Here is a 22533-nt window from a genome sequence, read left to right as displayed (position 1 = left end):
GTAATAGCCGTTTCTTCTATTCGACGTTCCCTTCTGTTCAATTTCGAGGAAACTCTGAATTTCTTCCTTCATGATCAACTCTAATTTTTCCTTTACAAACTGACGAATGGCGTTTTCCAGTTGATTGAGCCAGTCTAAATTCGGTATACTTTTAGACATAGGTAGGGTTCTCCTTTCTCTAAGATTTTTGGCCAAATCAGAGAATACCCTACCTTTTTCTTTTGGTCTAGCCAAATGCTTGACACAAAATTTTATACATCATCAATTACGAAGAGGACAAATATATATAATAGCTCAGTTAGTGCCTATATAATTTTCCTAAAAGAGAGTTAAATGTAGAAGAAATAAGAAATTACCTTGAATCAAAGTTAACACACATTGCGAAAGAAACAGGAAAGAAAAAAAGAATTGATACTTCTGCTACTAAAGGAGTCAAAAAATAGGTATAATTTTTTTCTTACTCAATTCCCATGGAAGAATGAATTAACTTCCATCGTCTGTGGTGACGCGAAATGCGGCATGGGTGGCTAACGAGTGAGTCAGTTGAAGAAGATGTATAAAAGGACCAAAAAACGGGTCCGTTTTCTTTTGGTCAAATACTGTCTTCCGGTAATGTAAAGAGACATGAATACAGTATGTAGATAGGGAAGTTCTTCCTTGTCGAATTATGCGATTACGTTCCTGACTGTTACAATTTATTTAAATCCATAAATTCTGCAAATTTAGTTGATAAAATAAAAATTACTTCTCCTTTATAAATCGTCTAAAGGTATAAACAAGGAGAACATTCCAAAGTTTTAAGTCTCAACGATTTAGTTTTAAATACCAATATGTCAATTCAGAGAGATTTAATCGCTCCGAATAAACGAAAAAGAGATCAAGAAACAGCTTTTCTAAACTAGTTAATGAGCTGATAAGGAAGGGACAAAAGTGAGAAAAATTTCGTTTAAATTAGGACTATTATTTTTTGTATTCGTATTAGGAATAGAGACGATTTTATTTGCGTCATTATATGTTACTTTGGTTCATTCTCGAATTAATGAGGAATTTGAACAGCTGTTGGCAAGAGGGAACAGCCACCGTGATGTGTTAGAAAAAAGTTATAACCCTTCTACGTTAGAACATGTCACCATGATGGAGTCTGAAGCGGAGACGGACGTCGTTATTACCAATGACAAGGAGAAGATATTGTATTTTTCAGATCATATTTTACCATTTGCTAAAAGAATCATAAAAAAAGCAAATAAAAACATTCCCCATAGTGGAATGATTGTGCAAAAAAATTGGCAGAAAGAGTCGCATATTTCAACAGTAAGCCCGATTCGGATTGACGGCAAGATCAAAGGGTATGTCTATATGTTTCAAAATACGGATTCCATTCAAAACATGATTTATAAGTTAAAGCATCATTTCATTATGGTTGGAATTCTTTCTGTATTTTTAACCATTATTACGATTGCTTTCTTATCAAGAGTTATTACCATCCCTCTCATTCGTATGAAAGAGGCGACCGAAAAATTGAGTAAAGGTGATTTTTCTGTTCGTCTGCAAATAAAAGGGGAGGACGAATTGGCGGAATTAGGGAAAGCCATTCAAACATTGGCGAGGGATTTAGAATACTTAAAAAAAGAAAGAAACGAATTTCTCGCCAGTATTTCTCATGAACTTCGTACCCCTCTCACTTATGTAAAAGGGTATGCGGATATAGCTAGGAGACCAAACATGGAGGAAGAGGAGAGAAATCGATATTTGTCCATTATCTACGAAGAAGCAGAGCATATGCAAAAGCTGGTGAAGGATCTTTTTGAATTAGCGAAGATGGATCAACATTCCTTTCAAATCCATAAGGAACCTACAAACTTATGTTCTTTCTTAAAAAAATTGCATGACAAAATGCATCCTGCGTTTCAGGCTAAAAAAATGTCTCTTGTATATTACTGTGATGGAAACATTACCGTCCATATTGACCAAAAACGTTTTGAGCAAGTGATGATGAATTTGTTGGACAATGCTTTAAAATATTCCGATCAAGGTTCTACCGTGTCTATTGATGTAAGAACAGAGAAAAACAACATTGTGATTATTGTTTCAGACGAAGGCAGAGGGATCCCTGAAGAGGATTTGCCGCATATTTTTGAACGGTTTTACCGAGTGGATAAATCAAGATCAAGAACCAGCGGCGGAACAGGACTGGGGCTGGCCATCGCCAAGGAAATTGTGGAAGCGCACGGAGGATCGATTTACGCCGCAAGTGAATATGGAAAAGGAACAAACATGATTATTACATTGCCGGAGGGATGAGCATAGCATGTACACGATTTTACTGGTTGACGATGAAAAACGAATGTTAGATTTACTTGATCTTTATCTTTCGCCTAAAGGATATCATTGTGTAAAATGTGAGTCCGGCTTATCAGCGATACAGTACTTAGAGAATAACAAAGTGGATTTAGTTTTGCTGGATATTATGATGCCAGAGATGGATGGTTGGGAAACGTGCAAGCGAATTCGGGAATTTTCTAACGTCCCGATCATCATGGTAACAGCACGTGATCAAACAACGGATATCGTCCAAGGACTGAAAATCGGAGCGGATGACTATATTACGAAGCCGTTTGACGAATCCGAACTGCTGGCGCGCATCGAGGCTGTACTACGCCGTTCAGTAGGAAAACATTCGAAAATTGAGTTTCAAGGTTTAGTGTGGGATGAAGACCAGCATAAAGTTCAATATAAAAACCACCCTATTTGTCTAACACCTAAAGAGTTTGCTGTATTAGGACTTTTTCTGAAAAATCCAAACAGAGTGCTTAGCAGAGAACAAATCATCGTGTCCTTATGGGGCTATAACGCAAATACAGAAGAGCGTACAATAGACTCTCATGTCAAAAATGTTAGAGAAAAGCTGAGACAAGCTGGTTTTCCGATCGATCAATTTCTGCAAACCGTTTGGGGCGTAGGATATAAATGGGAGGAATAAGGTAAGAAGAGGATGAAAGAGCAAATCATTACACTACTCAACACATATGAAAATGTTTCTTATCTCATTAGTATCGCTATAAATATTATAATCAGTATTTTAGGAATTGTACCAAGCGTTTTTCTAACGGCTGCCAATTTGGCCGTGTTCGGGTTTTGGAAAGGTACCTTTTTATCTTTTGCAGGGGAAGCAATCGGAGCAATTATCTCCTTTATTTTATATCGTAAAGGATTCAAGAAGTTTTCTGAATCCAAGTTATTTTCCCACCCAAAAGTCAGACGTTTGCTTGAAGCAAAAGGTTTAGAAATCTTTTTTCTTGTTCTATCTTTGCGGCTTCTTCCTTTTGTTCCGTCAGGAGTAGTGACTTTTGTTGCGGCGGTAGGAAAAACGTCCTTACTGGTCTTTATCATTGCCAGCTCGCTTGGCAAGATACCAGCATTATTATTAGAAGCTTATTCCGTTTACCAATTGATGAATTGGACATGGCAAGGGAAAGTAATATTAACATTTTTGTCTGTTTGTTTATTCCTTTTTACTTGGAAGAAAATCAATCGAAAAAAGGCTCAAACGAACAAAATTGAAAGGGATTTATAAAGAGCAATAAAATATCATATCCAAAGAAACAAACTTCATTAATTCTGCAAATTTTTCTGCTATAAAATATACTATGTTTACTCAATACACAAAAAGGAGTATCAGCAATGAAAAAAAATGACGAAAGCCATTATGATTACATCGGCCATTTTTCTTCTAAGCGCTTGTTCATCATCCAATGAAAAAAACAAGCCTTTATTACGAGCAAAGAACAAGCAAAATCCAACATATCTGTTACAAATAATCCTTTCTTTAAGGAAAAGAAAGAAGGAAAGTTCGAACATTTACATGGAATCGGTTATGCAGGCAACCAAAATGCGATTTACTTTGCTACACACGAAGGTTTACTTGTTTACCAAAATAATAAGTGGTATGAAACGATTTCCAATAAACATGATTATATGGGCTTTTCTGCCACAGATGATGGATTTTATTCATCGGGGCATCCAGAAGAAGGTTCATCTTTAGGAAATCCTCTTGGTCTTGTAAAAAGTTTTGATAATGGACAAACGTTGATGAATCTAGGATTTTATAAAGAATCTGATTTTCATTATATGACAGTTGGCTATAAAAGCCATACGATTTATGTCGTTAATCAAGAAGAAAACAAAAAGCTAGGACAAGGATTATTTTATAGTAAAGACGACGGCAAAACGTGGTCGCCAAGTCAATTAAACGGTCTACCACAAACTGCTGTAGGAACGATTGCTGCCCACCCAACGGACGAAAATATGGTCGGAATTAGTACGCCTGAAGGAATTTTTGTCTCCAAAGATAATGGGAATACGTTTGAACGGTTTACTCGAAAGATCGATACGACGACTTTTGTGTTCCAAGAAAAATCCATTTTATTTGCTGCTGTAGAGAACAATAAGCCTGTACTTATAAAACAATCATTAGATTCAAAACAGGAGGAAGTCCTTTCTGTTCCTAAACTCGATGAAAAAGACCATATCATGTATATGGCCTCTAATCCGACAGATGAGAAGGAAATTGTGATCGCCACCATGAACGGGGATATTTTCATCACAAAAAATAACGGTGAAAGCTGGACAAGACTAGCATCGAAAGGGAAAATTTTTTAATAAAAGACATGCGAGGGCATGTCTTTTTGCTTACTTAAAAATATACCACTCCATAATTTCTGCAAAATTTATTGCTACAATATAGACATCAGATAGAGAAGAAGGTGAGAAGAAGGGTGTATTCGTTCTTGAGCCAAATAAGCAACCTTCTAAGCCAACCGTTTCTCAATATTGCAAATAGCACGACAGCTATTCCCATTTTATCAGCTTTTGTTCTTGGCATTGTAGGAGCGATGGCTCCATGTCAGCTCACTGGCAACTTGGGAGCGATCACATTGTACAGTAATCAGTCCTTGCAAAAAGGGATTGCGTGGAAAGAGTTGCTCCTATTTATTTTGGGTAAAATCATTGCTTTTTCCGGTTTAGGTTTCATCGTTTGGCTGATGGGGAAAGAGATTCAAAGTGCACTAACATTATATTTTCCGTGGTTAAGAAAGCTGATCGGTCCCATTCTCATTCTTGTAGGTTTATACTTGTTAGGGCTTTTTAAAATGTATTGGAACGTAACCTTGTTCAAAATCCCTGAGAGATTTTTAAAGAAAGGAAAAATAGGCTCCTTTTTAATGGGTTTTGGCTTTTCATTAGCTTTCTGTCCAACCATGTTTGTTCTATTTTTTGTTACTCTAATGCCTCTGGTATACTCAACGTCTTATGGAGTGTTATTACCGAGTGTCTTTGCCGTCGGAACCTCTGTACCTGTTATTTTATTCATCCTCATCCTTTGGTACTTAGGATTTAGCGGCACTCTAATGAAAAAAGGAAAACAAGCAGGAAGGTTCGTTCAGAAAGCAGCTGGAATCGTGATGATTTTACTTGGCATATTAGACACTATTACTTATTGGTTTTAAAGTTAGAAAAGGGGAAAGTGAAATGGGAATTTTTCATACGATGTTTGGAGGTTCGGCTATGATGATCGGGATGATGTTATTCTGGGTTGTATTAATTGCCATTGGTTTTTATCTCTTACATCGTTTTATCAATGACCGTAAAGAAGAGTTATCTCCGATGGAAATATTAAAAATACGATTAGCCAAAGGAGAGATCACTTTAGATGAATTTGAACAGCTATCCAAAAAGCTATAGTAAAATCTAGCCTCTTTCATTATATCAAGCATCAGAAATGTGATTTACAATTGTCTCCCCCTATTTCAATTTTATATAGATGAAGGAAGTTGTTGATAAGAGTATTGTCAACAGCTTCTTTCGTTTGTAGCTTTTTTGAACATAATAACCTCTTATCCTCATTCAACTTGGTTTCTTATATTTCATGTATTTTTCTTTTCTTTAGTTTAAAATCGTTATTAAAATATGGGAAAAAAGAAGGGTATTTTAACGATATCCTTTAAAGAAATATATTTTTTACCGCCAATCATATCAATTGTATTTTATACCCGTTACCGGTATAATGTATTTAAAAGATGATCATTGAGGTGATACCAGTGAATCAAAATCAATATGAAAACAACGATATAAATGCCAAAATGGTTCCGCGAACCGAAGAAGAGATTGAAAGCATCGTCAAGCGATTGAAGCGTATTGAAGGGCAAGTACGCGGGGTGCAAAAGATGGTCGAGGACAATCGGTACTGTATTGATATTTTAGTGCAAATTTCCGCGATTCAAGCCGCGTTAAACAAAGTCGGGTTGAACTTGCTGGAACGTCATGTCAATCATTGTGTTGCCAAGGCGATCCGAGAAGGAAGCGGAGAAGAATCCATTCGGGAATTGATGGACGTTATTAAGCAATTCTCAAAGTAAGGAAGGGAAAGATGGATGAGTGAACAAAGAACCGTGACACTGAAGGTAACCGGCATGACATGTGCCGCTTGTTCCAATCGTATTGAGAAAGTGTTGAACAAAATGGATGGGGTAGAGGCGAATGTCAATTTGGCGATGGAAAAAGCAACGATTAAATACGATCCATCGAAACAAAGCATAGCCGATATCCAAAAGAAAATTGAGAACTTGGGGTATGGAGTTGCAACTGAAAAGGTGACGCTAGATATTGAAGGGATGACATGTGCAGCGTGTGCGGCACGGATTGAAAAAGGGTTAAATCGTATGGAAGGTGTTACAAGCGCTGCTGTAAACTTGGCGACAAACAGCGCTGTTGTAGAATACAAGGAAGGCATTGTATCTGTAGAAGACATTTTAGAGAAAATCAAAAAGCTTGGGTACAAGGGGCAGATACGAAACGAAGAACAAGATCATGCAGGCCGGAGAGAAGAATTGCTTAAACAAAAACAACGGCAACTCGCCATTTCCATCATCTTATCGATGCCTCTGCTTTATACGATGATTGCTCATATGCCGTTTGATATAGGCTTACCGATGCCGCGTATGTTGATGAATCCGTGGTTCCAGCTTCTTTTGGCTACACCCGTTCAGTTCTACATCGGCGGTCCCTTCTATGTAGGGGCGTACCGGGCATTACGAAACAAGAGTGCCAACATGGATGTACTAGTGTCGCTTGGAACATCGGCAGCTTACTTTTACAGCTTATATGAGGCTTTCAAAACATTAGGAAATCCCGAATATATGCCAAGATTGTATTTTGAAACAAGTGCCGTGCTGATTACGCTTGTCCTTGTCGGAAAATACTTTGAATCGTTGGCGAAAGGGCGAACAACGGAAGCCATCTCTAAACTGTTGAGCCTGCAGGCAAAGGAAGCTACTGTCATCCGTAATGGGGAAGAAATAAGAGTTCCACTTGAAAAAGTGGTGATAGGTGATACCATTCTCGTCAAGCCGGGAGAAAAAATCCCGGTAGACGGTACCGTCATCGCCGGAGTATCTTCCGTAGACGAATCGATGATTACTGGTGAATCCATTCCTGTTGATAAGAAGGAAGGCGATTCTGTCATCGGAGCAACCATTAATAAAAATGGTGTACTAACCATTCGGGCAGAAAAGGTTGGGAAAGATACAGCACTTGCCAATATCATTAAAATCGTAGAAGAGGCACAAGGCTCGAAAGCGCCTATTCAGCGTATGGCTGATGTCATTTCGGGTATTTTCGTACCAATTGTTGTAGGAATTGCTGTCGTTGCATTCATTATATGGTACTTCTTTGTGGCGCCGGGTGACTTACCAAAAGCGCTTGAGGTGGCCATCGCGGTTCTTGTTATTGCGTGTCCTTGTGCGCTTGGCCTTGCAACACCGACATCCATTATGGTCGGTACAGGCAAAGGCGCAGAAAAAGGAATCCTCTTTAAAGGAGGTGAGTACCTAGAGGGAACGCATAAAATCAATGCAGTATTACTGGATAAAACAGGAACAGTGACAAAAGGAAAACCAGAAGTAACAGATGTGCTGGAATTCCGAGAAGACATGCTCGATTATGCCGTTTCCGCCGAGAGCGCTTCGGAACATCCATTGGCTCATGCGATTGTGGAATATGGGAAGAAACGAGCGATTTCTGTTAAGCCACTGGAGCATTTCTCCGCGATTACCGGTCACGGAATTGAAGCGACCATTGATGGAAAAAATGTCCTTGTTGGAACGCGAAAGCTGATGAAGGAACGCTCTGTAGAGATTTCTATGCATGAAGATAAAATGATAGAGCTTGAAAAACAAGGAAAAACTGCCATGTTAGTTGCTATTGACGAGCAGCTTGCTGGCATCATTGCTGTCGCTGATACGGTAAAAGAAAGCTCCAAAGAAGCCATTCAAACATTAAAACAAATGGGTATAGAAGTGTACATGGTAACGGGTGACAACAAACGTACAGCGGAAGCGATCGCAAACCAAGTACACATCGATCATGTTTATGCAGAGGTGCTTCCGGAAGACAAAGCGAAAATCGTCGAGGAGCTGCAAAAACAGGGGAAACAAGTGGCAATGGTCGGTGATGGAATTAATGACGCTCCAGCTCTTGCGAAAGCGGATATTGGTATGGCAATTGGCACAGGAGCGGATGTCGCCATCGAAACGGCCGATGTTACCTTGGTCGGCGGAGATTTAGCCCATATCCCGAAAGCGATTGAGTTAAGCCGCAAAACAATGAAAAACATTCGGCAAAACCTGTTCTGGGCTTTGTTCTATAATACCATTGGCATTCCTGTAGCTGCCGCTGGATTATTGGAGCCTTGGGTTGCCGGAGCGGCAATGGCGTTCAGTTCCGTATCTGTGGTGACAAACGCGCTTCGTTTGAAACGCGTGAAAATATAAAGAATAAGGAGGAATCGATGATGACCATTACATTACGTGTAAAAGGAATGACTTGCGGCCATTGCAAAATGGCAGTGACGAATGCTCTTAAAGAGCTAGACGGAGTACAAAATGTAGAAGTACATCTGCAAGAAGGTACTGTGGATGTAGATTATGATGAAACAAAGGTAAGTTTAGAAAAACTCAAAGAAGCGATTGAAGAGCAAGGTTACGATGTGAAGTAACATAAAATCCCCTCCAAGTTTTACTTGGAGGGGATTTATCATTGTTATTCAGGTTTATTTGTTGTGTCATTCGGGTTGGGTGTATAGTCAGATTTGTAATCTTTATATTTTACTTCTGTAACCATTCCGGCTGAAGCATGGTGCAAGTCATGGCAATGGAACATCCAATTTCCCGGATTGTCAGCTTTAAATGCGACTACATATTCTTCACCCGGTTTTAAATTCAAGGTATCCTTAATCAATGGAGAACCTGTAATTGGTTTGCCATTTTTACTTAATACTTGGAAGAAGTGTCCGTGTAAATGCATAGGATGTAAATCTTTCGGTGAATTGTTTACTAATTTTACTTTTACTAGATCTCCTTTCTTCACATTTACAGGTGCTGTTTCAGGATAAGTTTTCCCATTAATCGTGAAGATCATGCCATCTTTGCCCATCGCTGTTCCTAAATCCATGGTGTACTCTACATCATATTTTTGGTCTAACGTAAATGGACCTAATTCATGTTTTCCGTATTTTGTCATATCAACGATAGGGAGGTCTTTTTTTGCATTTTCTTTATCCGTATTGTTTGTCTGGCTTTCGTATTGAATTTTCACTTTCATGCCATCGGTACCTTCCATATCACCATGACATTCTAATAACCATTCACCCGGGTTATTCGCGATAAATTCAATATCATAACGTTCACCCGGAGCAATATTTAAAAGTTCATCTTTGATTGGTTGCGGATCTTTTAACGGCTGCCCGTCAGTTGCGACAATTTTAAACTCATGACCATGCAGGTGAAGTTTGTGGGACATGTATCCTGCGTTTACAAGGCGAAGTCGCACTTTTTCGCCTTTCTTCACTTTTAAAGGTTCTATAGCGGAACCGCTTTTCCCGTTAATCGTGAAAATATCATACATACTCATATCATGGCCCATGCTGCTCATATCCATATGTTGGTTATTCGAGCTATTTCCGTGTCCCATATTGCTATGATCCATTCCACTCATATGCATATTTCCTTCATCTGGATTGCTCATCCATTCATCTAACACAAGTGTGTAGTCTCGATCTACTTTTTCCTCATTCTTAGGCTCTACGATTAATGTACCGTATAGCCCCTTGTCCACTTGTTTCGCACTTTCTTGATGGGAGTGATACCAATATGTTCCCGGTACGGTTGCAGTAAATTCATACGTAAAGGTTTCACCCGGTTTAATCGCGTTCATCGTGACACCCGGAACTCCATCTTGGCTATTCGGAACAGGGTAGCCGTGCCAATGGATCGTCGTCGGTTCTGGCAAATCATTTTTAAAATGAATTATTACTCGATCGCCTTGTTTCACACGAATTTGCGGCCCGGGCACAGATCCATTGTACGTGTAGACCGGAAGTTTTACTTTATCATTTATTTGTAATAATGCTTCTTTAACGGTTAGATAAAACTCTTTACCGGATAAAACTTTTGTCTTCGTTGCTAAAGGCAGTTGCTTACTGGAGTACTTGGTAGTGTTTTCCTTCTCTATATTCATGTTTGACATATCGTGCCCCTGCATGGAACTGTGCGAAGTACTATTTGAGCAGGCTGCACCAATAGCAACAACTCCCGCTAAAATAGTTCCAACCAATAATTTCTTCATGTATTTCCCTCCATAAACAAACATGTGATTGAAATGCTAATATCATCATAGAAAATAAATGTGCAAAATTTATGGAGAAAAGAGTTATTAAGCAAATTTGCACAAAGTATTGTTTGATATTAATGGGAGATACGAAATAAAAAAGACAAGCTATTACCAACCGGTTAATTGCGGATATAGGTAATAGCTTGTTCGCCCATTTTTGTATATAAGCTTTATGTGTAGCGAAAGCAACACTGTATAACCATCCCGAACTGCGTAAGCGTATTGAAACCTTACGTTAAGCCCCTACAGCGAAACAATAAAGGCGTAAAATGAATGAGGACAACAAAGACGCACTTATTGAATCGCAGAAACGAAAAATCAAAAAGTTAGAAGATGAAAATAAGCAATTACGGAGACAGTTGAAAGTAGCTTTACCCAGAGGTTTATAAAAATATATAAACTGTTTGGCAGGGGAACAATGTTCTCTTCATTGTTTAACTAAAGAACAGGAAGGTTGAATAAGCGGTAGAAGCGTTCGAGGAAAGGTGTTTACTATTATTATATAGAAATTAATACCAGATATCCATAAATTTGTTGTACAATGTATAAAGATGATAAAGAGAATTTTGTATTGGGGGCGGGAATATCATGTCCTTTACCTTAATCTTATTTATCGGTATTCTTGGGGTATTAGTTGTTATATTCCTAAAAAAACCAATAACAGGAATGATTGGTGACGATTATAAAGTGGTTCATAAGCTGAAAAGTGCTAAGTGGTTTCAAAATCATTGGTTAGGTGGAATATTCTTGTTTGCAATTAATGCTGTTCTGTTTTTTTCTACCGGTCTTGTACTTTACTTATTGTTATATTTTTCAATTCCGTTCGTTCATTTGATTGTCATGTTTTTGGCTGTAGTCGGAAGCATCTTTTCATGGGTATTAATTAATAATGCATGGCAAGGTACGAAAAGCAATCGTTTAAAGATGGGGTTTTTAGGGAGTAGTTTTTATGTTTTTTTGACTTTTGTGTTAGCTTATCAGTTAGTAACGATGAAATCTTCTTATCCAAGCGAAGATACTTGTATAGGGGGGATTATTGGTTTAGTATTCGGCATAATAGTTACAACAGTTGCGTTTATTACTTGTTTTACAATCACAGGCTTTTCTAAGAAGTAAGAAGCTAATTAAACAAAATGTGAATTTAAATATGCCTTGATTGACGTTTTATTTCTTACACGATCGGGAATCGTTTCTGCAATAAGCTGAATTAGAAATGTGAGGAGGGTGTCCCAAAAGTGATTGCTTTTGGACACCCTCCTTTATTTTCACATATGCATATGCATATGATGAGCATGGTCGCCGCCGATCGATGGATCGAGCATTCCAAAAATCATGGCAATATGAGCTACTACTAGAAATATACCAACGAAAGTGGAATGATATTTCAACTTTTGTTCCTCGCTCCATCTACGCCCGATTATGCCTAAATCGATTAGACTTAATCCCAATAACGGAATGACGCCCATTAAATAAAATCCTACCGCAATAATATCAATCCATCCGCGCCATTCCCCATTCAATGTGAATGGAATGACGGCACTCACCAATAAGTAAATAAAAATTCCTAAAAAGTAGACACCAACAATGATGCTGCATATTTTGTTGATTTTACGGATCATTCCATCGAAACGGCGAGTAAAAAGAATTGCCAGCTCCGTTATTGCAATGGTCTCCGCAAGAGCAACGGGAATAGCCATAAATAAAATCAAATTCCAAGGTTGATTCACCGCTAACAGTTCCATGTAATGCGTCATATTCATCTAATCACCTCCTGCATTTATACATCCACATCTATTAACCTTAATCACAATTTGTGCATTTTCTTTGGAAAATTTAAGAATAATTTGTGACAAGATTCACCGAATCCTTTACATATATGGATAGCAAAGATATGATAACCGCTTTATATAGAAGTAATTAAAGTATGTATGGATGCTGTTTCAAAATGATGTCCGATGATTTTTCTAATTAATGCATATGTTTCATAAAAAATTTTGGAAAAACAGAAACATTTTTATTTTTTTATGCGTCTTTTATAGCGGAAGGAGGGTGGAAACCATTGCCAATAATTTCGAGTTCGATATACTTATGCGCTTGTATTCCAAATCCCTTTTTCACTATCTGTATAGACTAACCAATGATTATCATTTGGCAGAGGATCTCCTGCAGGAAACATTTTATAAGGTTTATTTACATGTAAGCGGCATAAGCGACATAGTACAAATAAAGTCATGGCTTTACCGGATCGCTTATAATACCTTCATCGACCACTGCAGAAAAGCAAAAAAGATGCAGCTTGTACAAGTGGATGATTTCTTTGCGTCGTTAAAGCTAGATCCATTATTAGAAACGGAAAACGCGTTTTTGCAAAAATATGAGCTAGAGTTGATTTATAAACATTTGTCCAACATGAAAGAACTGCAACAAAAAGCCATTATGCTCGTCGATATAAAAGGATTTAGCTACAAAGAAGCGGCGGAGCTGTTAAACGTAAAACTCCCTTATTTAAAAAGCCTTGTGTTTCGGGGCAGGCGGGAATTAGAAAAACGATTACGCAATGAGGTGAAGGGATGAGAAAAGACGAGTTAAAACAATTATTGCAGAAATATCAAAATGGCACACTAAGCAAAGAGGAAGAACAGAAAATAGAGGAGCTTCTAGAAAGTTTTGACGTATACAATGAATTTCTCCATGAAACCCTTCATGATGAAGGGATGAAGGAACCCGATCTTGCAAAAATGATGAAAAAGGCCCAACAAAAATTCTTTTTTAGAAATACGCTGCTTGTTGTATCGTTTATACTCACGATTGTTCCCTTATTGACTATGTTTACTTTTGTTTATTACGGCTGGGGGCGAGATCATAACAGAGGGAACGAATTTATTGAAACCATTCAAACGGTGAGTGAAATGACAGTGCCAAATGTGTATGTAGATTACGATACGGTGGATGATGAGATCAAGCCTTTTACTATGACTGTCACGACCGACAAATATAAATTGATTGATGATAAAAGAAGTTATATAGGCAAGGATACTTACAAACTATTTTTAAATGATGTGTTTGCTAAAGAATCGAATTATCGAGCGATTGGGTATTCGATTCATCACATTGGGATCAACTTTATTCATCCGAAAGCCAAATACTTTTTACCTGACGAACGAAGAAAAATTGAATCTCTCCCGAGCGATTGGCCGGTTGAAATCTATATTTCCCTGAATCAGTCCTATTCCTTAAAAGAAATAAATGAAAAATTCAAAGGATATAATATGACATGGCTTGCGTTGGACACAGGTGTAGAGGAACAGATGAGGAATGATTTAGATTTCATCCAAACACCAGCAATTGGCTTTCCATACAAAAAAGTGCATGTAAATTCTGTATTCAATCGCTCGTTTACTGATTACGAAGAAGTAGTCAAAGGGCTCGAACTATTGAGCAAAAACGAAAAATGGGCAACACAACTAACGGAATACAAAGACTTAAAGATGGCCGAGCGACTAAAATGGATAAAAAAACATAAGGAATTGAAGATTTATGGAATCGCTATGACAGGAACCGCCAAAGATGTTTTGTCTCTAGAAAAGATGAAGGAAGTCAACGTGATTCGATTAGGTCAGATCCATTTGCCATAGAAAAGGGGGAATGGTCGAAAATGAGAATGGTAAGAATCAATATACTAAATACATTGGTGGCTATATTTTTTCTTATTTTGTTAAATGTACAAATTATAGCGGAGATCCCTGTTTTTGATATCAGTTACATTTGGATTTCATTGTTCGGATTGCTCATATGCTTGCTTGGCCTCTTAAAAGAAGATCGATTCTACTCATATTTAGGCGGCATCCTTCACTTCATCCTAATCGTTTCTTGTATGGGAATGATTTGGTTTGGCATAGGAATTAACTATCAGCCATAAGAAAACTCATGGAAATCACAAACTGTCACCTTGCAAATTCACATGTTAAAACACTTACGAATTCCTATGTTAAAATTCATATTTCCGTCTGGTAAAACAGAAAGCTCTGGGAACTCCCTTTGTTCTGCAGTCCTCGATGCACGCAGAGGCTCCATATCAAGCCTTATGGGACAAGATAATCTATATCAATACATAGATTATATTTACTTTTATGGAATATAGAGCAGGAAAAGAAGATCGGTTCTACTCATATTTAGGTGGTGTCCTTCACATCATCCTCATCGTTACCTGTATGGAAATGATTTTGTTTGGCATAGGCATTAACTACAAGCCGTAACTTTACTGCGGCAAAAGCGAAAAGGACAGTCCAATTTAAGGCTGTCCTTTTTCAATATAGGAACGTGTTGCAAAAGACATAGATGCATATATATAAAACAAATACCAAATATCCCAAATTTATCTTGATATATTTTACTAGAACATTTAGATTATTCTATGGATGCAAAAATGAAATTAGTTTGTAAATTCTTAATTCGTTAATCGAGCGAAAGCAGCCGTGTTTATATTCATAATGAGGAAAGGTGCTTGAAATGACGAGTTTAAATGAAATTCTTGTAGTTTTGAAAGGATTTATTTTACACAAAGGCAAGGTGTTAACGGTACAACGTGCTCATGATGATGAAGTGGGCGGCGGAACGTGGGAGTTAGTCGGAGGGCAAATACGCTTTGGAGAAGATTTAGAAACGGCGCTGTTGCGAGAAATCCAAGAAGAAGTTGGATTGGATGTGACGGTGGAGCGGATTTTATATGCGACGACGTTTCAAACGCACGCAACGCGACAAGTTGTCATTCTTACATACTTATGCAAAAGCGATCATCATGAGGTCGTTCTTTCGAAAGAACATATCGATTATCGCTGGTCAACTAAAGAACAATCGCGAGAACTGCTACCTCCGGCCATTCTTCACGACTTTGAAAGAAATGGCGTGTTTTCGTTGGAAGAATGGGTATAGACTAGAGATGGAAGATAGCTAAATGAGTTCAGTTAATGCCGAGCAAGATCCGCGGACCGTACTATCCAAACAAAAAGGTTTGTTAAGTTTGCCCAAAATTTACATGGAGGACGGTAAATGCTATCAACAACTAAAGTACCTTATTCAGACATTTTCAAACCGGGGTAGGAGCACAGGAAACAGCCAAGCTAATTTTGATAAAAAGTTGAAATTGCAAAAAATAGAACTATGTGCTAAATAATCAACAAATCTAAATCAAATTGGATGACAAAAAAAGAAAAAGTGGAATTGTAGATAATACTTTTGTTGTAATGGAAAATTTAGGAATGATAACTAGCATTTGTTGTGCAACTGTAACAATAGTAATCGAAGAAAAACTCGGATAGTTATGTGTTTGTCGATATTTTGTAAAGGTATTATAAATGAGGTGATAAATTAATGAAAGCAAGATTAGTAGATGGAATGTTTGGCATTAAATTAGTTTGGCCGGGCTGGTTTGAAGATCCATTAGCAGAAGTAAGAGTTGGATTTCCAGCAAAATATGACCAGAAATTTGATATACCTATAGGCTCGAAAATGTTTATTTATATAACTGAGTATCAAAGGATTATGGCGATTAACAAAGTAACTGGTACTTGGGAAGAAGGTAAGTTGAGATTTTCACCCACAGGGAGGTTTCCTTTATGCTTACCGGTAGAAACCATATTTAAAGCAGATTATGGTCTAGGCATTAGAGAAATTAGAAGCATAGTACCAACTTTCAGGCCACATGAAGGATTAAGTTATTTTCCGATAACAGAAGGAGAATATTTAGAATTAGAAAAGTTACTAATGTTGAATGGTTAGTTTTTCGGCCAATTCCATTTTACTTTCAGAAACATAAAGCTGACATGAAAAGGGGTATATCGTCTATAACAATAATCTTTATTCAGAGTGTGAAAATGTGCACTATCGCATCATCTTTTAACGTAATTCAATCCACCTGTTTAAGAATAAAATTCTCTACACTACAGTGCAGTATAATAAAATGAGATTGGATGACAAAAATCAGGCTTCCCAAGAGGATAGCCTGCTAATAATATTTATACAATTCTAATTACGATATTTCCTTCTTCAGTTTTTTCAATCCAAACCAATGGCTTTTTTACATTCGTACCGCTACTCAGGAACGAATAGGGGGCTAATCAGCCACTTTATCAAAATAAGCAAGCCGGCGTTTATATATTATATCCTCATTTAACTAAAGGGTAAGGATAGGTGAAGAAAAACAAATGATAAAATAACAGTATAACCAATGATCTTAGTTGTTGTAATAGATAGTAAATTAACAGATAAAGGTATACACAATGCAAAGGAGCGGTTGGATGAGTGACGATTTAAAAAAATGATGGATGAAATAATTACATATTAAAAATATATGTTAAAAACGTCTAACATTCAAATCGACCAAAAGAATTTAATCGTTTAAACATCCCATATCATTGGAAAGAATATCTAGAAAAAGATGCATCGCCATACAGAAAAGTTCTTAAAATAGTCATCACACATAAATTCACTCGTAATTACGAGAAAACAAAAAAATATATTGAAGATTTATTTATTACTTAAAGTAACCTACTAATTAGGTTTAGCCTATTTTTTTGCTTTGCTGGTAGAATAGAAGAGGGTGTCCAAAGGTGATGGAACACCCTCTTTATTATTTTTATCGAACCAAGGAAAGACCCCAAGTTCTGGTAGCTTCCTGAATTTTTTCCTTTATTGCATCTGTTAACTGTCCTGCACTATCTAACTTTATTGCTTCTGATTTTGACCATCGGTAACCAAAATATAATCCGGGGCATACATTTAAAGTCTGCCTTTCAGTATTATCAAACAACTCAACCAGTTTATTTTTATCATCTGGAGTCATCATATTGTGTTGAATAAGTTCATTTATGAATAACTGATACTCATTTATTTTTGCTTTATTAAGCTGTTTTATTTCTTTATCTTTCCAAAATTCTATATAATCCCTTATTCCTACCCGAGTGGTTGGATAAAGAAGATTGGTCCCTTGAAAAGCAAAATGAAAATTCGGTTCAAGACTCCACCCTTTGTGTTCAAGAGCAAGTAGTTCATCCACATCAACATTATTAAAAAATGTTCTCGCTTGATTCATTGTATCTCCCGCATAAAATTCTAATTCAATAGACCATTCTCCATCATCCTTAAAATTCGGAGCAACAGCAATTTGCTTAACTGGACCATAGTCGACTAAAATATAGTTTTTCCATGATTTATGATAGTCAACGGGACCTAGGTTTAAATCTTCCATAATTGAAATGCATCGTTGTTTAAGTAAATATTCATCATCCTTACAAACGGATAAAGTGGTATAAGGATTTAAAAACTTAAATTTCTTATCTATAAAACGAAGAAAGTCACTAAGCAAAGCCGCTTCAGTACCGGTTACTAAATCTTTATCTAATAAACGATTAATTCGTTCAATGATATTCCTCCAACTCAAACAAATGGGTGTTTCTTCTATAATTATCTGTGTATCTGCTGGGAGGCTAGGATTTAATTGTTCTACCCATACATGTTCTTTATTTGGTTTGTTTTCAATTATGAAAATAAAATCAGGCTTATAGTAAATTACCCCATCATAAACGGCATCTCTTTCCGAGTTATGTACTTTGTGATCTGTAATAAATTCATCATCTGATATGAGAATAGATACTAATTTCCCGCTATCTTGGTTTATTTTCTTCACTTGCGTTTCAATTCTTTCAATCCTGTATTCTGCGCTTACTAATGAAGGAACAATATTTTCATGATTTACATTTTTCTCAAACATTTTCTCTCTTATCATCTCAATAAACATATGCTGAATAAGGGGCACCAGCTTCAAAGTAACTAAAAATGCTCTAGTTAACTGGTCTTCATGATGCGCATCTTTACGTTCATAAGGGAAAAAGTAATTTAAATGGTCCATTTTTAAATACTCCTTTCTCGCATTATAATATTATGTAATAAATTCAATGAAAACTAAAAAATTCCTTTAGAATTATTTGAAAGGGATGTTTCTTATGTCTAACTTAAAAATATGCCCTCTTTGCGGAAGCTTACTTCTTGATGATTACTGGGATATCGTTGAAGAACTAGAGGATGGTTCGTTTTATGTAGATGTGTTCGAAGCATGGGTATGCGAAAACTCTTGTGGTTACTATGAAAGAAAACTTTTAAAGCTATAACAATGTTATTCATGAAATAAAGGTATGACAATAGGGTGAAGGGGGAGAAGACGCTCTTTATTGCCTTTTCCATATATTCGGATTGTTTTGTTATTAAGGTCAACCTGCTTTCACTTCAAATCAACTACTTCCTGTCTGCGCATTCCGGTCGTAGCAAACAATTTAAAAAGCAGATGATTTCTGTATGCCAATCGGTTATTATCATTTTCCAAGTCAAGTAATGAAATAACTTCTTTAGTTCGTTAGTTCGTCTAATTTTTTATCAGCCTTAGGCACCTGAATTCCTGCCATGAAGTCAACTTGGGTATAATTTTCCTTCGAACAAAATTGGCTGAATGATTTTAAACATGAAATGGGTCGTTGCAAAGTTCGTGGTTTAATACCATGATTGATTACTTGATCTTGAACAAAGCGGCGGCTTGTGGAAGGTGTTAAATCGTGTAAATCAAGCGATCTGTTTTGCTTAATTAAAAATTCTTTGTAACATTTCAGGTCATAAGCATAGCTGCGTAGTGTATTATGCGAACAGTTTTTTTCAACTTCCAAATACATCAAAAAATCATCAGCTGCCTGTGTAAAATTCATACGGAGCGACCTCCATAAAAATTGGTTATGAGGACGCACCCGCAAATCATGGACCGTACCTGATAGTTATCCGGATGTCCATCAAACTTATTGGAACAGCACCAATAATAATTGTCAACTTAATAGGGAGAAGTACACGATATAAAATCTATCTTATGTGATCGGGAGGGAGATTTTATGTTAATAAGAACTATGTCGGGGGAGATTATTAGCTCTGTTGAAGAATGGAAAAAACTTTCTCCACCAGCTTCGAAAGATATTCATTGGGTTGATGGAAGGAGTGCAAAGGAGTTAGCCAAGGCGTGGTTGAGAAATGGGAAAGCAGAAGTCCCTTTTGAAATTAATACTATTCTTGAAAGTCATCCGTTAACCAGAGGATTAAAAGTTGAATATGCCATTCCAGAATACGAAACAAAGTTAGATGGTTATGGGAAAGGAAGAAAACACGATCTTTTTGTATTAGCTAAAAATAATGGGGAAAATGTTGTGATTTCAATCGAAGCAAAAGCAGATGAACCGTTTGGACTAACCATTAGAGAACGTCTAAACAGTAAAAATCCTAAAGGTTCAAATATAGAGAAAAGGATTATAGAGCTAAAAGAAGCTCTTTTTGCCAAAAATGACGTGGGAGAACTACGATATCAATTGCTGTATGGAATTGGCGGTACTTTAATTGAAGCAAAGAACCGAAATGCAAAGTTAGCTGTATTTATTGTTCATGAATTCTTATCCTCAAAAACATCTCCAAAGAAGACCCGAAAAAATTGTAGCGATTTAAATCAATTTGTGAGTAGCTTGGTTAATACGTCGATTGAATTAAATTATGGGACATTGTTTGGTCCGATTTTTGTATCAGGTGGAAGTAATATTTCAAAGGAAATTCCTTTGCTAATTGGTAAGGTAAAAACAAATTTGACTTTATAGCTTAGATGAGATGATTACATGGGAGGTAATTGAGTGGAAATTTTAGAAATTGAAAAGGTGATTGTACCATATCAAAATGAGTTGTTAACTCGCTGGAAAGCAAGAGATACTTTTGGCGGAACAGGAGAACCGTTATTGTCACCTAATGATATAGACAAGGCATGGATGTGGAGTCAAGTCAATACATGGTTAAAAGAAATTAAGTTAACAAGTACGGGATAATTGATTTTATGGGCACTTGAGAGAAGAAAACCTCCATTTGGGCGGAAATTAGTTAGTTGACATAACATAAATTATAGGAAGTTAAGGATTAATCTGTTTCAATATAAAGTAAACTAGTGTTATTGAGACAAAAAAGAAAAAATCGAGTTCAGTTTTGGCTGTATTGTATATCATAATTACTATTACCATGAGCATCAAAGCAAGAAAATTATAAAAGGAATGCGAATTTTGCTTCGAAAATACGTCCTTATTATTATTGAAATACATACTTATTAAAAACATGTAAAACATTTTTTACTGTGACAAGTCTGATTGTTTTCTGATCTCAAATTCCCATTTCCGTCATATGTATATGGGTTTGGTAACCCCTTTTTAATTCGCCAGTACCAATGGAAATAATTTCCCAAAAAAAACAACGCTTGTGATGTTGGAATGCGCTGAAAATCATCGGGTAAAAATTCAATCCTCCCTCTTTTGGTAAACAAACAAAAGGAAAATTTTGTCTCTGTCAAGCGTGCAGCTAGGGGCCGCTCAGATAGTGTATTGATGTGGATTTCGGGAAACGATATGAACGGAAGTTTACATTATATAAAAATATAAAACACGGACATTTTATTCGCCCGTGAATTCTGTAACTCCGAATGTTTGGTGATAGTCATACCCGTTGAAGTAAATATCCAAGTCGTGAAACAATCGGTGAAGCTGACGCATTGCTTCACGGTTGTCTTCTTTCACAACAATCTTTGCGTTTTCTTTAATAGATTCGAAGTCTTTCGCAATGTCCTTGTTCGTTATCTTGACGCCTTCTAACGATTGAAGGATTTCTCTTGCTGTTTGCGCTTGTTCCGAATATGACGCCGTGTCAATTCTTCCCCAACAAAGCGTGTCATTGTAGAATTCGTGATATTTGGAAATGAACGAATGTCCGTCTGTTCCGTCCGCAAGCGTCACAACCGCTTTGTCAACGGGTTCGTTCACGACTTTTTTGTCAACGTCTTCCGATTCGTTTGCCGACGCTTCCACAACCGACGATTCGTTGTCGGGTTTCTTCACGATTGATTTTCCTTTGTCCAAGTTCCCTAACACAATGAATACATAAAAGGCAAGGGATGCAACAATGACGCCGCCACCGACAACAATCCCCAATATCCAACCAATCACTTTTTTCCAATTCATGAAAATAGCCCCTTTCATAATCTTTTCTTACCATTCTACCATTTGCGTTTGCGCATAGACAACATAATCAGCGCAAGACCTTCGTTCAAAAATATTAAATATATTAAATATTAAACTGTATGTATGCACGTATATATGTATGCGCGGATCCTGCCGTTCGAATCACCTATGCCTATTGCCTATGATTGCCTATGACAGCGCTCCTCTTCTCTTCAAGCAAGATTTTCCCCTTCATCTGATTATTCCGCGATGGTATGCGATGTTTTTGTCAAATGGCTAAAACCATATTTATCGAATAAATAAAAACGTGCAGCGGTTCCTCAATTGATCCAGGAACGCTGCACGTTTACCCGCTGCATTGTCGTTGCAGTAGGGAAATCATGATATCATCCTTCCGTGTTGATTCATTAGGCAATATCGGTATGACGGTAGCGAACGCCTTTGTATTTTACACGGATTGGCACACCTTTTTCCCGCTTGTATTTCGCCATTAACATTTTTACTTTTGAAAAGGCTTCCATCATTCCAGACGCCAAAATCGCTTCTTCCCATACAACTGGTTTTGCTTGTTCTGTGTAGAATGAGAAGACATACTGTTTCACCTTTTTCACCTCCCCATTATCTATTATAATCAAAATCTGTTTTCATCAAACGTTTAAACTGTTACAATTATGTTAACATTTTCTGAATAGCGGTTTGCACGAAAAACGTTCTAGAAAAGAAAAGCAGGTTTCCG

The 22533-nt window shown here is 37.0% G+C and carries 21 protein-coding genes and 3 pseudogenes; 17 read left to right on the top strand and 7 right to left on the bottom strand.

What is annotated here, in order from left to right; genetic code table 11:
- A pseudogene (locus AC1WMD_RS12025) lies at nt 1-159 on the bottom strand (IS256 family transposase); the annotation flags it as partial.
- Nucleotides 160-930: 771 nt separating this feature from the next.
- Between AC1WMD_RS12025 and AC1WMD_RS12020 the strand changes: the two are divergent.
- The 9 genes and pseudogenes from AC1WMD_RS12020 to copZ all read left to right on the top strand — a co-directional run bounded on the left by AC1WMD_RS12020 (nt 931) and on the right by copZ (nt 9052).
- Nucleotides 931-2301 carry a sensor histidine kinase gene (locus AC1WMD_RS12020; protein ID WP_494257377.1) on the top strand — a complete coding sequence of 457 codons (1371 nt, stop codon included), beginning with the start codon at nt 931-933 and terminating at the stop codon, nt 2299-2301.
- A 7-nt stretch (nt 2302-2308) separates the two neighbouring features.
- Nucleotides 2309-2980 (top strand): response regulator transcription factor, encoded by a 672-nt coding sequence (locus AC1WMD_RS12015; RefSeq protein WP_494257375.1) that lies wholly within the window; start codon nt 2309-2311, stop codon nt 2978-2980.
- A 12-nt stretch (nt 2981-2992) separates the two neighbouring features.
- Nucleotides 2993-3574, top strand: a complete 582-nt coding sequence (locus AC1WMD_RS12010) for a TVP38/TMEM64 family protein (RefSeq protein ID WP_043904766.1) — start codon at nt 2993-2995, stop codon at nt 3572-3574.
- Nucleotides 3575-3691: 117 nt separating this feature from the next.
- Nucleotides 3692-4659, top strand: a pseudogene (locus AC1WMD_RS12005) (F510_1955 family glycosylhydrolase).
- A gap of 116 nt (nt 4660-4775) precedes the next feature.
- Nucleotides 4776-5507, top strand: a complete 732-nt coding sequence (locus AC1WMD_RS12000; protein ID WP_043904764.1) for an urease accessory protein UreH domain-containing protein — start codon at nt 4776-4778, stop codon at nt 5505-5507.
- A gap of 22 nt (nt 5508-5529) precedes the next feature.
- Nucleotides 5530-5742 (top strand): SHOCT domain-containing protein, encoded by a 213-nt coding sequence (locus tag AC1WMD_RS11995; protein WP_043904763.1) that lies wholly within the window; start codon nt 5530-5532, stop codon nt 5740-5742.
- A 335-nt stretch (nt 5743-6077) separates the two neighbouring features.
- Nucleotides 6078-6416 (top strand): metal-sensing transcriptional repressor, encoded by a 339-nt coding sequence (locus AC1WMD_RS11990; RefSeq protein ID WP_043904762.1) that lies wholly within the window; start codon nt 6078-6080, stop codon nt 6414-6416.
- 15 nt (nt 6417-6431) lie between these two features.
- On the top strand, nt 6432-8828 hold the full coding sequence (locus tag AC1WMD_RS11985) for a heavy metal translocating P-type ATPase (RefSeq protein WP_494257371.1): 2397 nt from the start codon (nt 6432-6434) through the stop codon (nt 8826-8828).
- 20 nt (nt 8829-8848) lie between these two features.
- A complete protein-coding gene (copZ, locus tag AC1WMD_RS11980) occupies nt 8849-9052 on the top strand; it encodes a copper chaperone CopZ (RefSeq protein ID WP_129447124.1) in 204 nt (67 codons plus the stop codon).
- A gap of 44 nt (nt 9053-9096) precedes the next feature.
- On the opposite strand, the gene AC1WMD_RS11975 is transcribed toward copZ, so the two are convergent.
- Complete coding sequence (locus AC1WMD_RS11975) at nt 9097-10680, bottom strand: multicopper oxidase family protein (protein WP_494257369.1); 1584 nt, start codon at nt 10678-10680, stop codon at nt 9097-9099.
- 221 nt (nt 10681-10901) lie between these two features.
- Here AC1WMD_RS11975 and AC1WMD_RS11970 point away from each other — a divergent pair.
- Nucleotides 10902-11124: pseudogene (locus tag AC1WMD_RS11970) on the top strand (DUF6262 family protein); the annotation flags it as partial.
- 189 nt (nt 11125-11313) lie between these two features.
- Entirely contained in the window at nt 11314-11841 is a 528-nt protein-coding gene (locus AC1WMD_RS11965) for a hypothetical protein (protein WP_129447123.1), read from the top strand.
- A 149-nt stretch (nt 11842-11990) separates the two neighbouring features.
- Here AC1WMD_RS11965 and AC1WMD_RS11960 read toward each other — a convergent pair whose 3' ends face one another.
- A complete protein-coding gene (locus AC1WMD_RS11960; RefSeq protein ID WP_494257367.1) occupies nt 11991-12485 on the bottom strand; it encodes a DUF6803 family protein in 495 nt (164 codons plus the stop codon).
- 211 nt (nt 12486-12696) lie between these two features.
- Between AC1WMD_RS11960 and AC1WMD_RS11955 the strand changes: the two genes are divergently transcribed.
- From AC1WMD_RS11955 to AC1WMD_RS11940, 4 genes are all read left to right on the top strand, one after another.
- Nucleotides 12697-13299: a sigma-70 family RNA polymerase sigma factor gene (locus tag AC1WMD_RS11955; RefSeq protein ID WP_494257365.1), complete on the top strand. Its 603-nt coding sequence runs from the start codon at nt 12697-12699 to the stop codon at nt 13297-13299.
- On the top strand, nt 13296-14360 hold the full coding sequence (locus tag AC1WMD_RS11950) for an anti-sigma factor (RefSeq protein WP_494257363.1): 1065 nt from the start codon (nt 13296-13298) through the stop codon (nt 14358-14360). The genes AC1WMD_RS11955 and AC1WMD_RS11950 overlap by 4 nt, the downstream gene beginning before the upstream one ends.
- An 874-nt stretch (nt 14361-15234) precedes the next feature.
- The gene (locus AC1WMD_RS11945) at nt 15235-15657 is read left to right on the top strand and encodes an NUDIX hydrolase (RefSeq protein ID WP_043904754.1); all 423 of its coding nucleotides are present in this window, start codon (nt 15235-15237) and stop codon (nt 15655-15657) included.
- A 438-nt stretch (nt 15658-16095) separates the two neighbouring features.
- Complete coding sequence (locus AC1WMD_RS11940) at nt 16096-16503, top strand: hypothetical protein (protein WP_043904752.1); 408 nt, start codon at nt 16096-16098, stop codon at nt 16501-16503.
- A gap of 856 nt (nt 16504-17359) precedes the next feature.
- Here AC1WMD_RS11940 and AC1WMD_RS11935 read toward each other — a convergent pair.
- Both AC1WMD_RS11935 and AC1WMD_RS11930 read right to left on the bottom strand, forming a co-directional pair.
- Complete coding sequence (locus AC1WMD_RS11935; RefSeq protein ID WP_043904751.1) at nt 17360-18631, bottom strand: hypothetical protein; 1272 nt, start codon at nt 18629-18631, stop codon at nt 17360-17362.
- Nucleotides 18632-19124: 493 nt separating this feature from the next.
- Entirely contained in the window at nt 19125-19475 is a 351-nt protein-coding gene (locus tag AC1WMD_RS11930; protein ID WP_494257360.1) for a site-specific integrase, read from the bottom strand.
- A gap of 177 nt (nt 19476-19652) precedes the next feature.
- Here AC1WMD_RS11930 and AC1WMD_RS11925 point away from each other — a divergent pair, with 177 nt between their 5' ends.
- Both AC1WMD_RS11925 and AC1WMD_RS11920 read left to right on the top strand, forming a co-directional pair.
- Nucleotides 19653-20399: a DUF6946 family protein gene (locus tag AC1WMD_RS11925; protein WP_043904750.1), complete on the top strand. Its 747-nt coding sequence runs from the start codon at nt 19653-19655 to the stop codon at nt 20397-20399.
- Nucleotides 20400-20432: 33 nt separating this feature from the next.
- Nucleotides 20433-20621 carry a hypothetical protein gene (locus AC1WMD_RS11920; protein ID WP_043904749.1) on the top strand — a complete coding sequence of 63 codons (189 nt, stop codon included), beginning with the start codon at nt 20433-20435 and terminating at the stop codon, nt 20619-20621.
- 612 nt (nt 20622-21233) lie between these two features.
- Here AC1WMD_RS11920 and AC1WMD_RS11915 read toward each other — a convergent pair.
- Nucleotides 21234-21797, bottom strand: a complete 564-nt coding sequence (locus AC1WMD_RS11915; RefSeq protein WP_052351473.1) for a hypothetical protein — start codon at nt 21795-21797, stop codon at nt 21234-21236.
- A gap of 407 nt (nt 21798-22204) precedes the next feature.
- Entirely contained in the window at nt 22205-22399 is a 195-nt protein-coding gene (locus tag AC1WMD_RS11910) for a hypothetical protein (RefSeq protein WP_017434079.1), read from the bottom strand.
- Nucleotides 22400-22533 lie beyond the last annotated feature (134 nt).

The sequence above is a fragment of the Parageobacillus sp. NEAU-HV-2 genome (assembly GCF_059115485.1).
Note: the sequence above shows the minus strand (reverse complement) of the source record. Positions and strands in the feature narration are given on the sequence as shown.

Bases quoted from the DNA above. Each gene is read 5' to 3' on its own strand.
- AC1WMD_RS11985 (WP_494257371.1), top strand. From the start codon at position 6,432: ATGAGTGAACAAAGAACCGTGACACTGAAGGTAACCGGCATGACATGT.
- AC1WMD_RS12010 (WP_043904766.1), top strand. From the start codon at position 2,993: ATGAAAGAGCAAATCATTACACTACTCAACACATATGAAAATGTTTCT.
- AC1WMD_RS11950 (WP_494257363.1), top strand. From the start codon at position 13,296: ATGAGAAAAGACGAGTTAAAACAATTATTGCAGAAATATCAAAATGGC.
- AC1WMD_RS11975 (WP_494257369.1), bottom strand. From the start codon at position 10,680: ATGAAGAAATTATTGGTTGGAACTATTTTAGCGGGAGTTGTTGCTATT.
- AC1WMD_RS11925 (WP_043904750.1), top strand. From the start codon at position 19,653: ATGTTAATAAGAACTATGTCGGGGGAGATTATTAGCTCTGTTGAAGAA.
- AC1WMD_RS11960 (WP_494257367.1), bottom strand. From the start codon at position 12,485: ATGAATATGACGCATTACATGGAACTGTTAGCGGTGAATCAACCTTGG.
- AC1WMD_RS11965 (WP_129447123.1), top strand. From the start codon at position 11,314: ATGTCCTTTACCTTAATCTTATTTATCGGTATTCTTGGGGTATTAGTT.
- AC1WMD_RS11935 (WP_043904751.1), bottom strand. From the start codon at position 18,631: ATGGACCATTTAAATTACTTTTTCCCTTATGAACGTAAAGATGCGCAT.
- copZ (WP_129447124.1), top strand. From the start codon at position 8,849: ATGACCATTACATTACGTGTAAAAGGAATGACTTGCGGCCATTGCAAA.
- AC1WMD_RS11990 (WP_043904762.1), top strand. From the start codon at position 6,078: ATGATCATTGAGGTGATACCAGTGAATCAAAATCAATATGAAAACAAC.
- AC1WMD_RS11995 (WP_043904763.1), top strand. From the start codon at position 5,530: ATGGGAATTTTTCATACGATGTTTGGAGGTTCGGCTATGATGATCGGG.
- AC1WMD_RS11955 (WP_494257365.1), top strand. From the start codon at position 12,697: ATGCATATGTTTCATAAAAAATTTTGGAAAAACAGAAACATTTTTATT.
- AC1WMD_RS11915 (WP_052351473.1), bottom strand. From the start codon at position 21,797: ATGAATTGGAAAAAAGTGATTGGTTGGATATTGGGGATTGTTGTCGGT.
- AC1WMD_RS11930 (WP_494257360.1), bottom strand. From the start codon at position 19,475: ATGAATTTTACACAGGCAGCTGATGATTTTTTGATGTATTTGGAAGTT.
- AC1WMD_RS12015 (WP_494257375.1), top strand. From the start codon at position 2,309: ATGTACACGATTTTACTGGTTGACGATGAAAAACGAATGTTAGATTTA.
- AC1WMD_RS11945 (WP_043904754.1), top strand. From the start codon at position 15,235: ATGACGAGTTTAAATGAAATTCTTGTAGTTTTGAAAGGATTTATTTTA.
- AC1WMD_RS11940 (WP_043904752.1), top strand. From the start codon at position 16,096: ATGAAAGCAAGATTAGTAGATGGAATGTTTGGCATTAAATTAGTTTGG.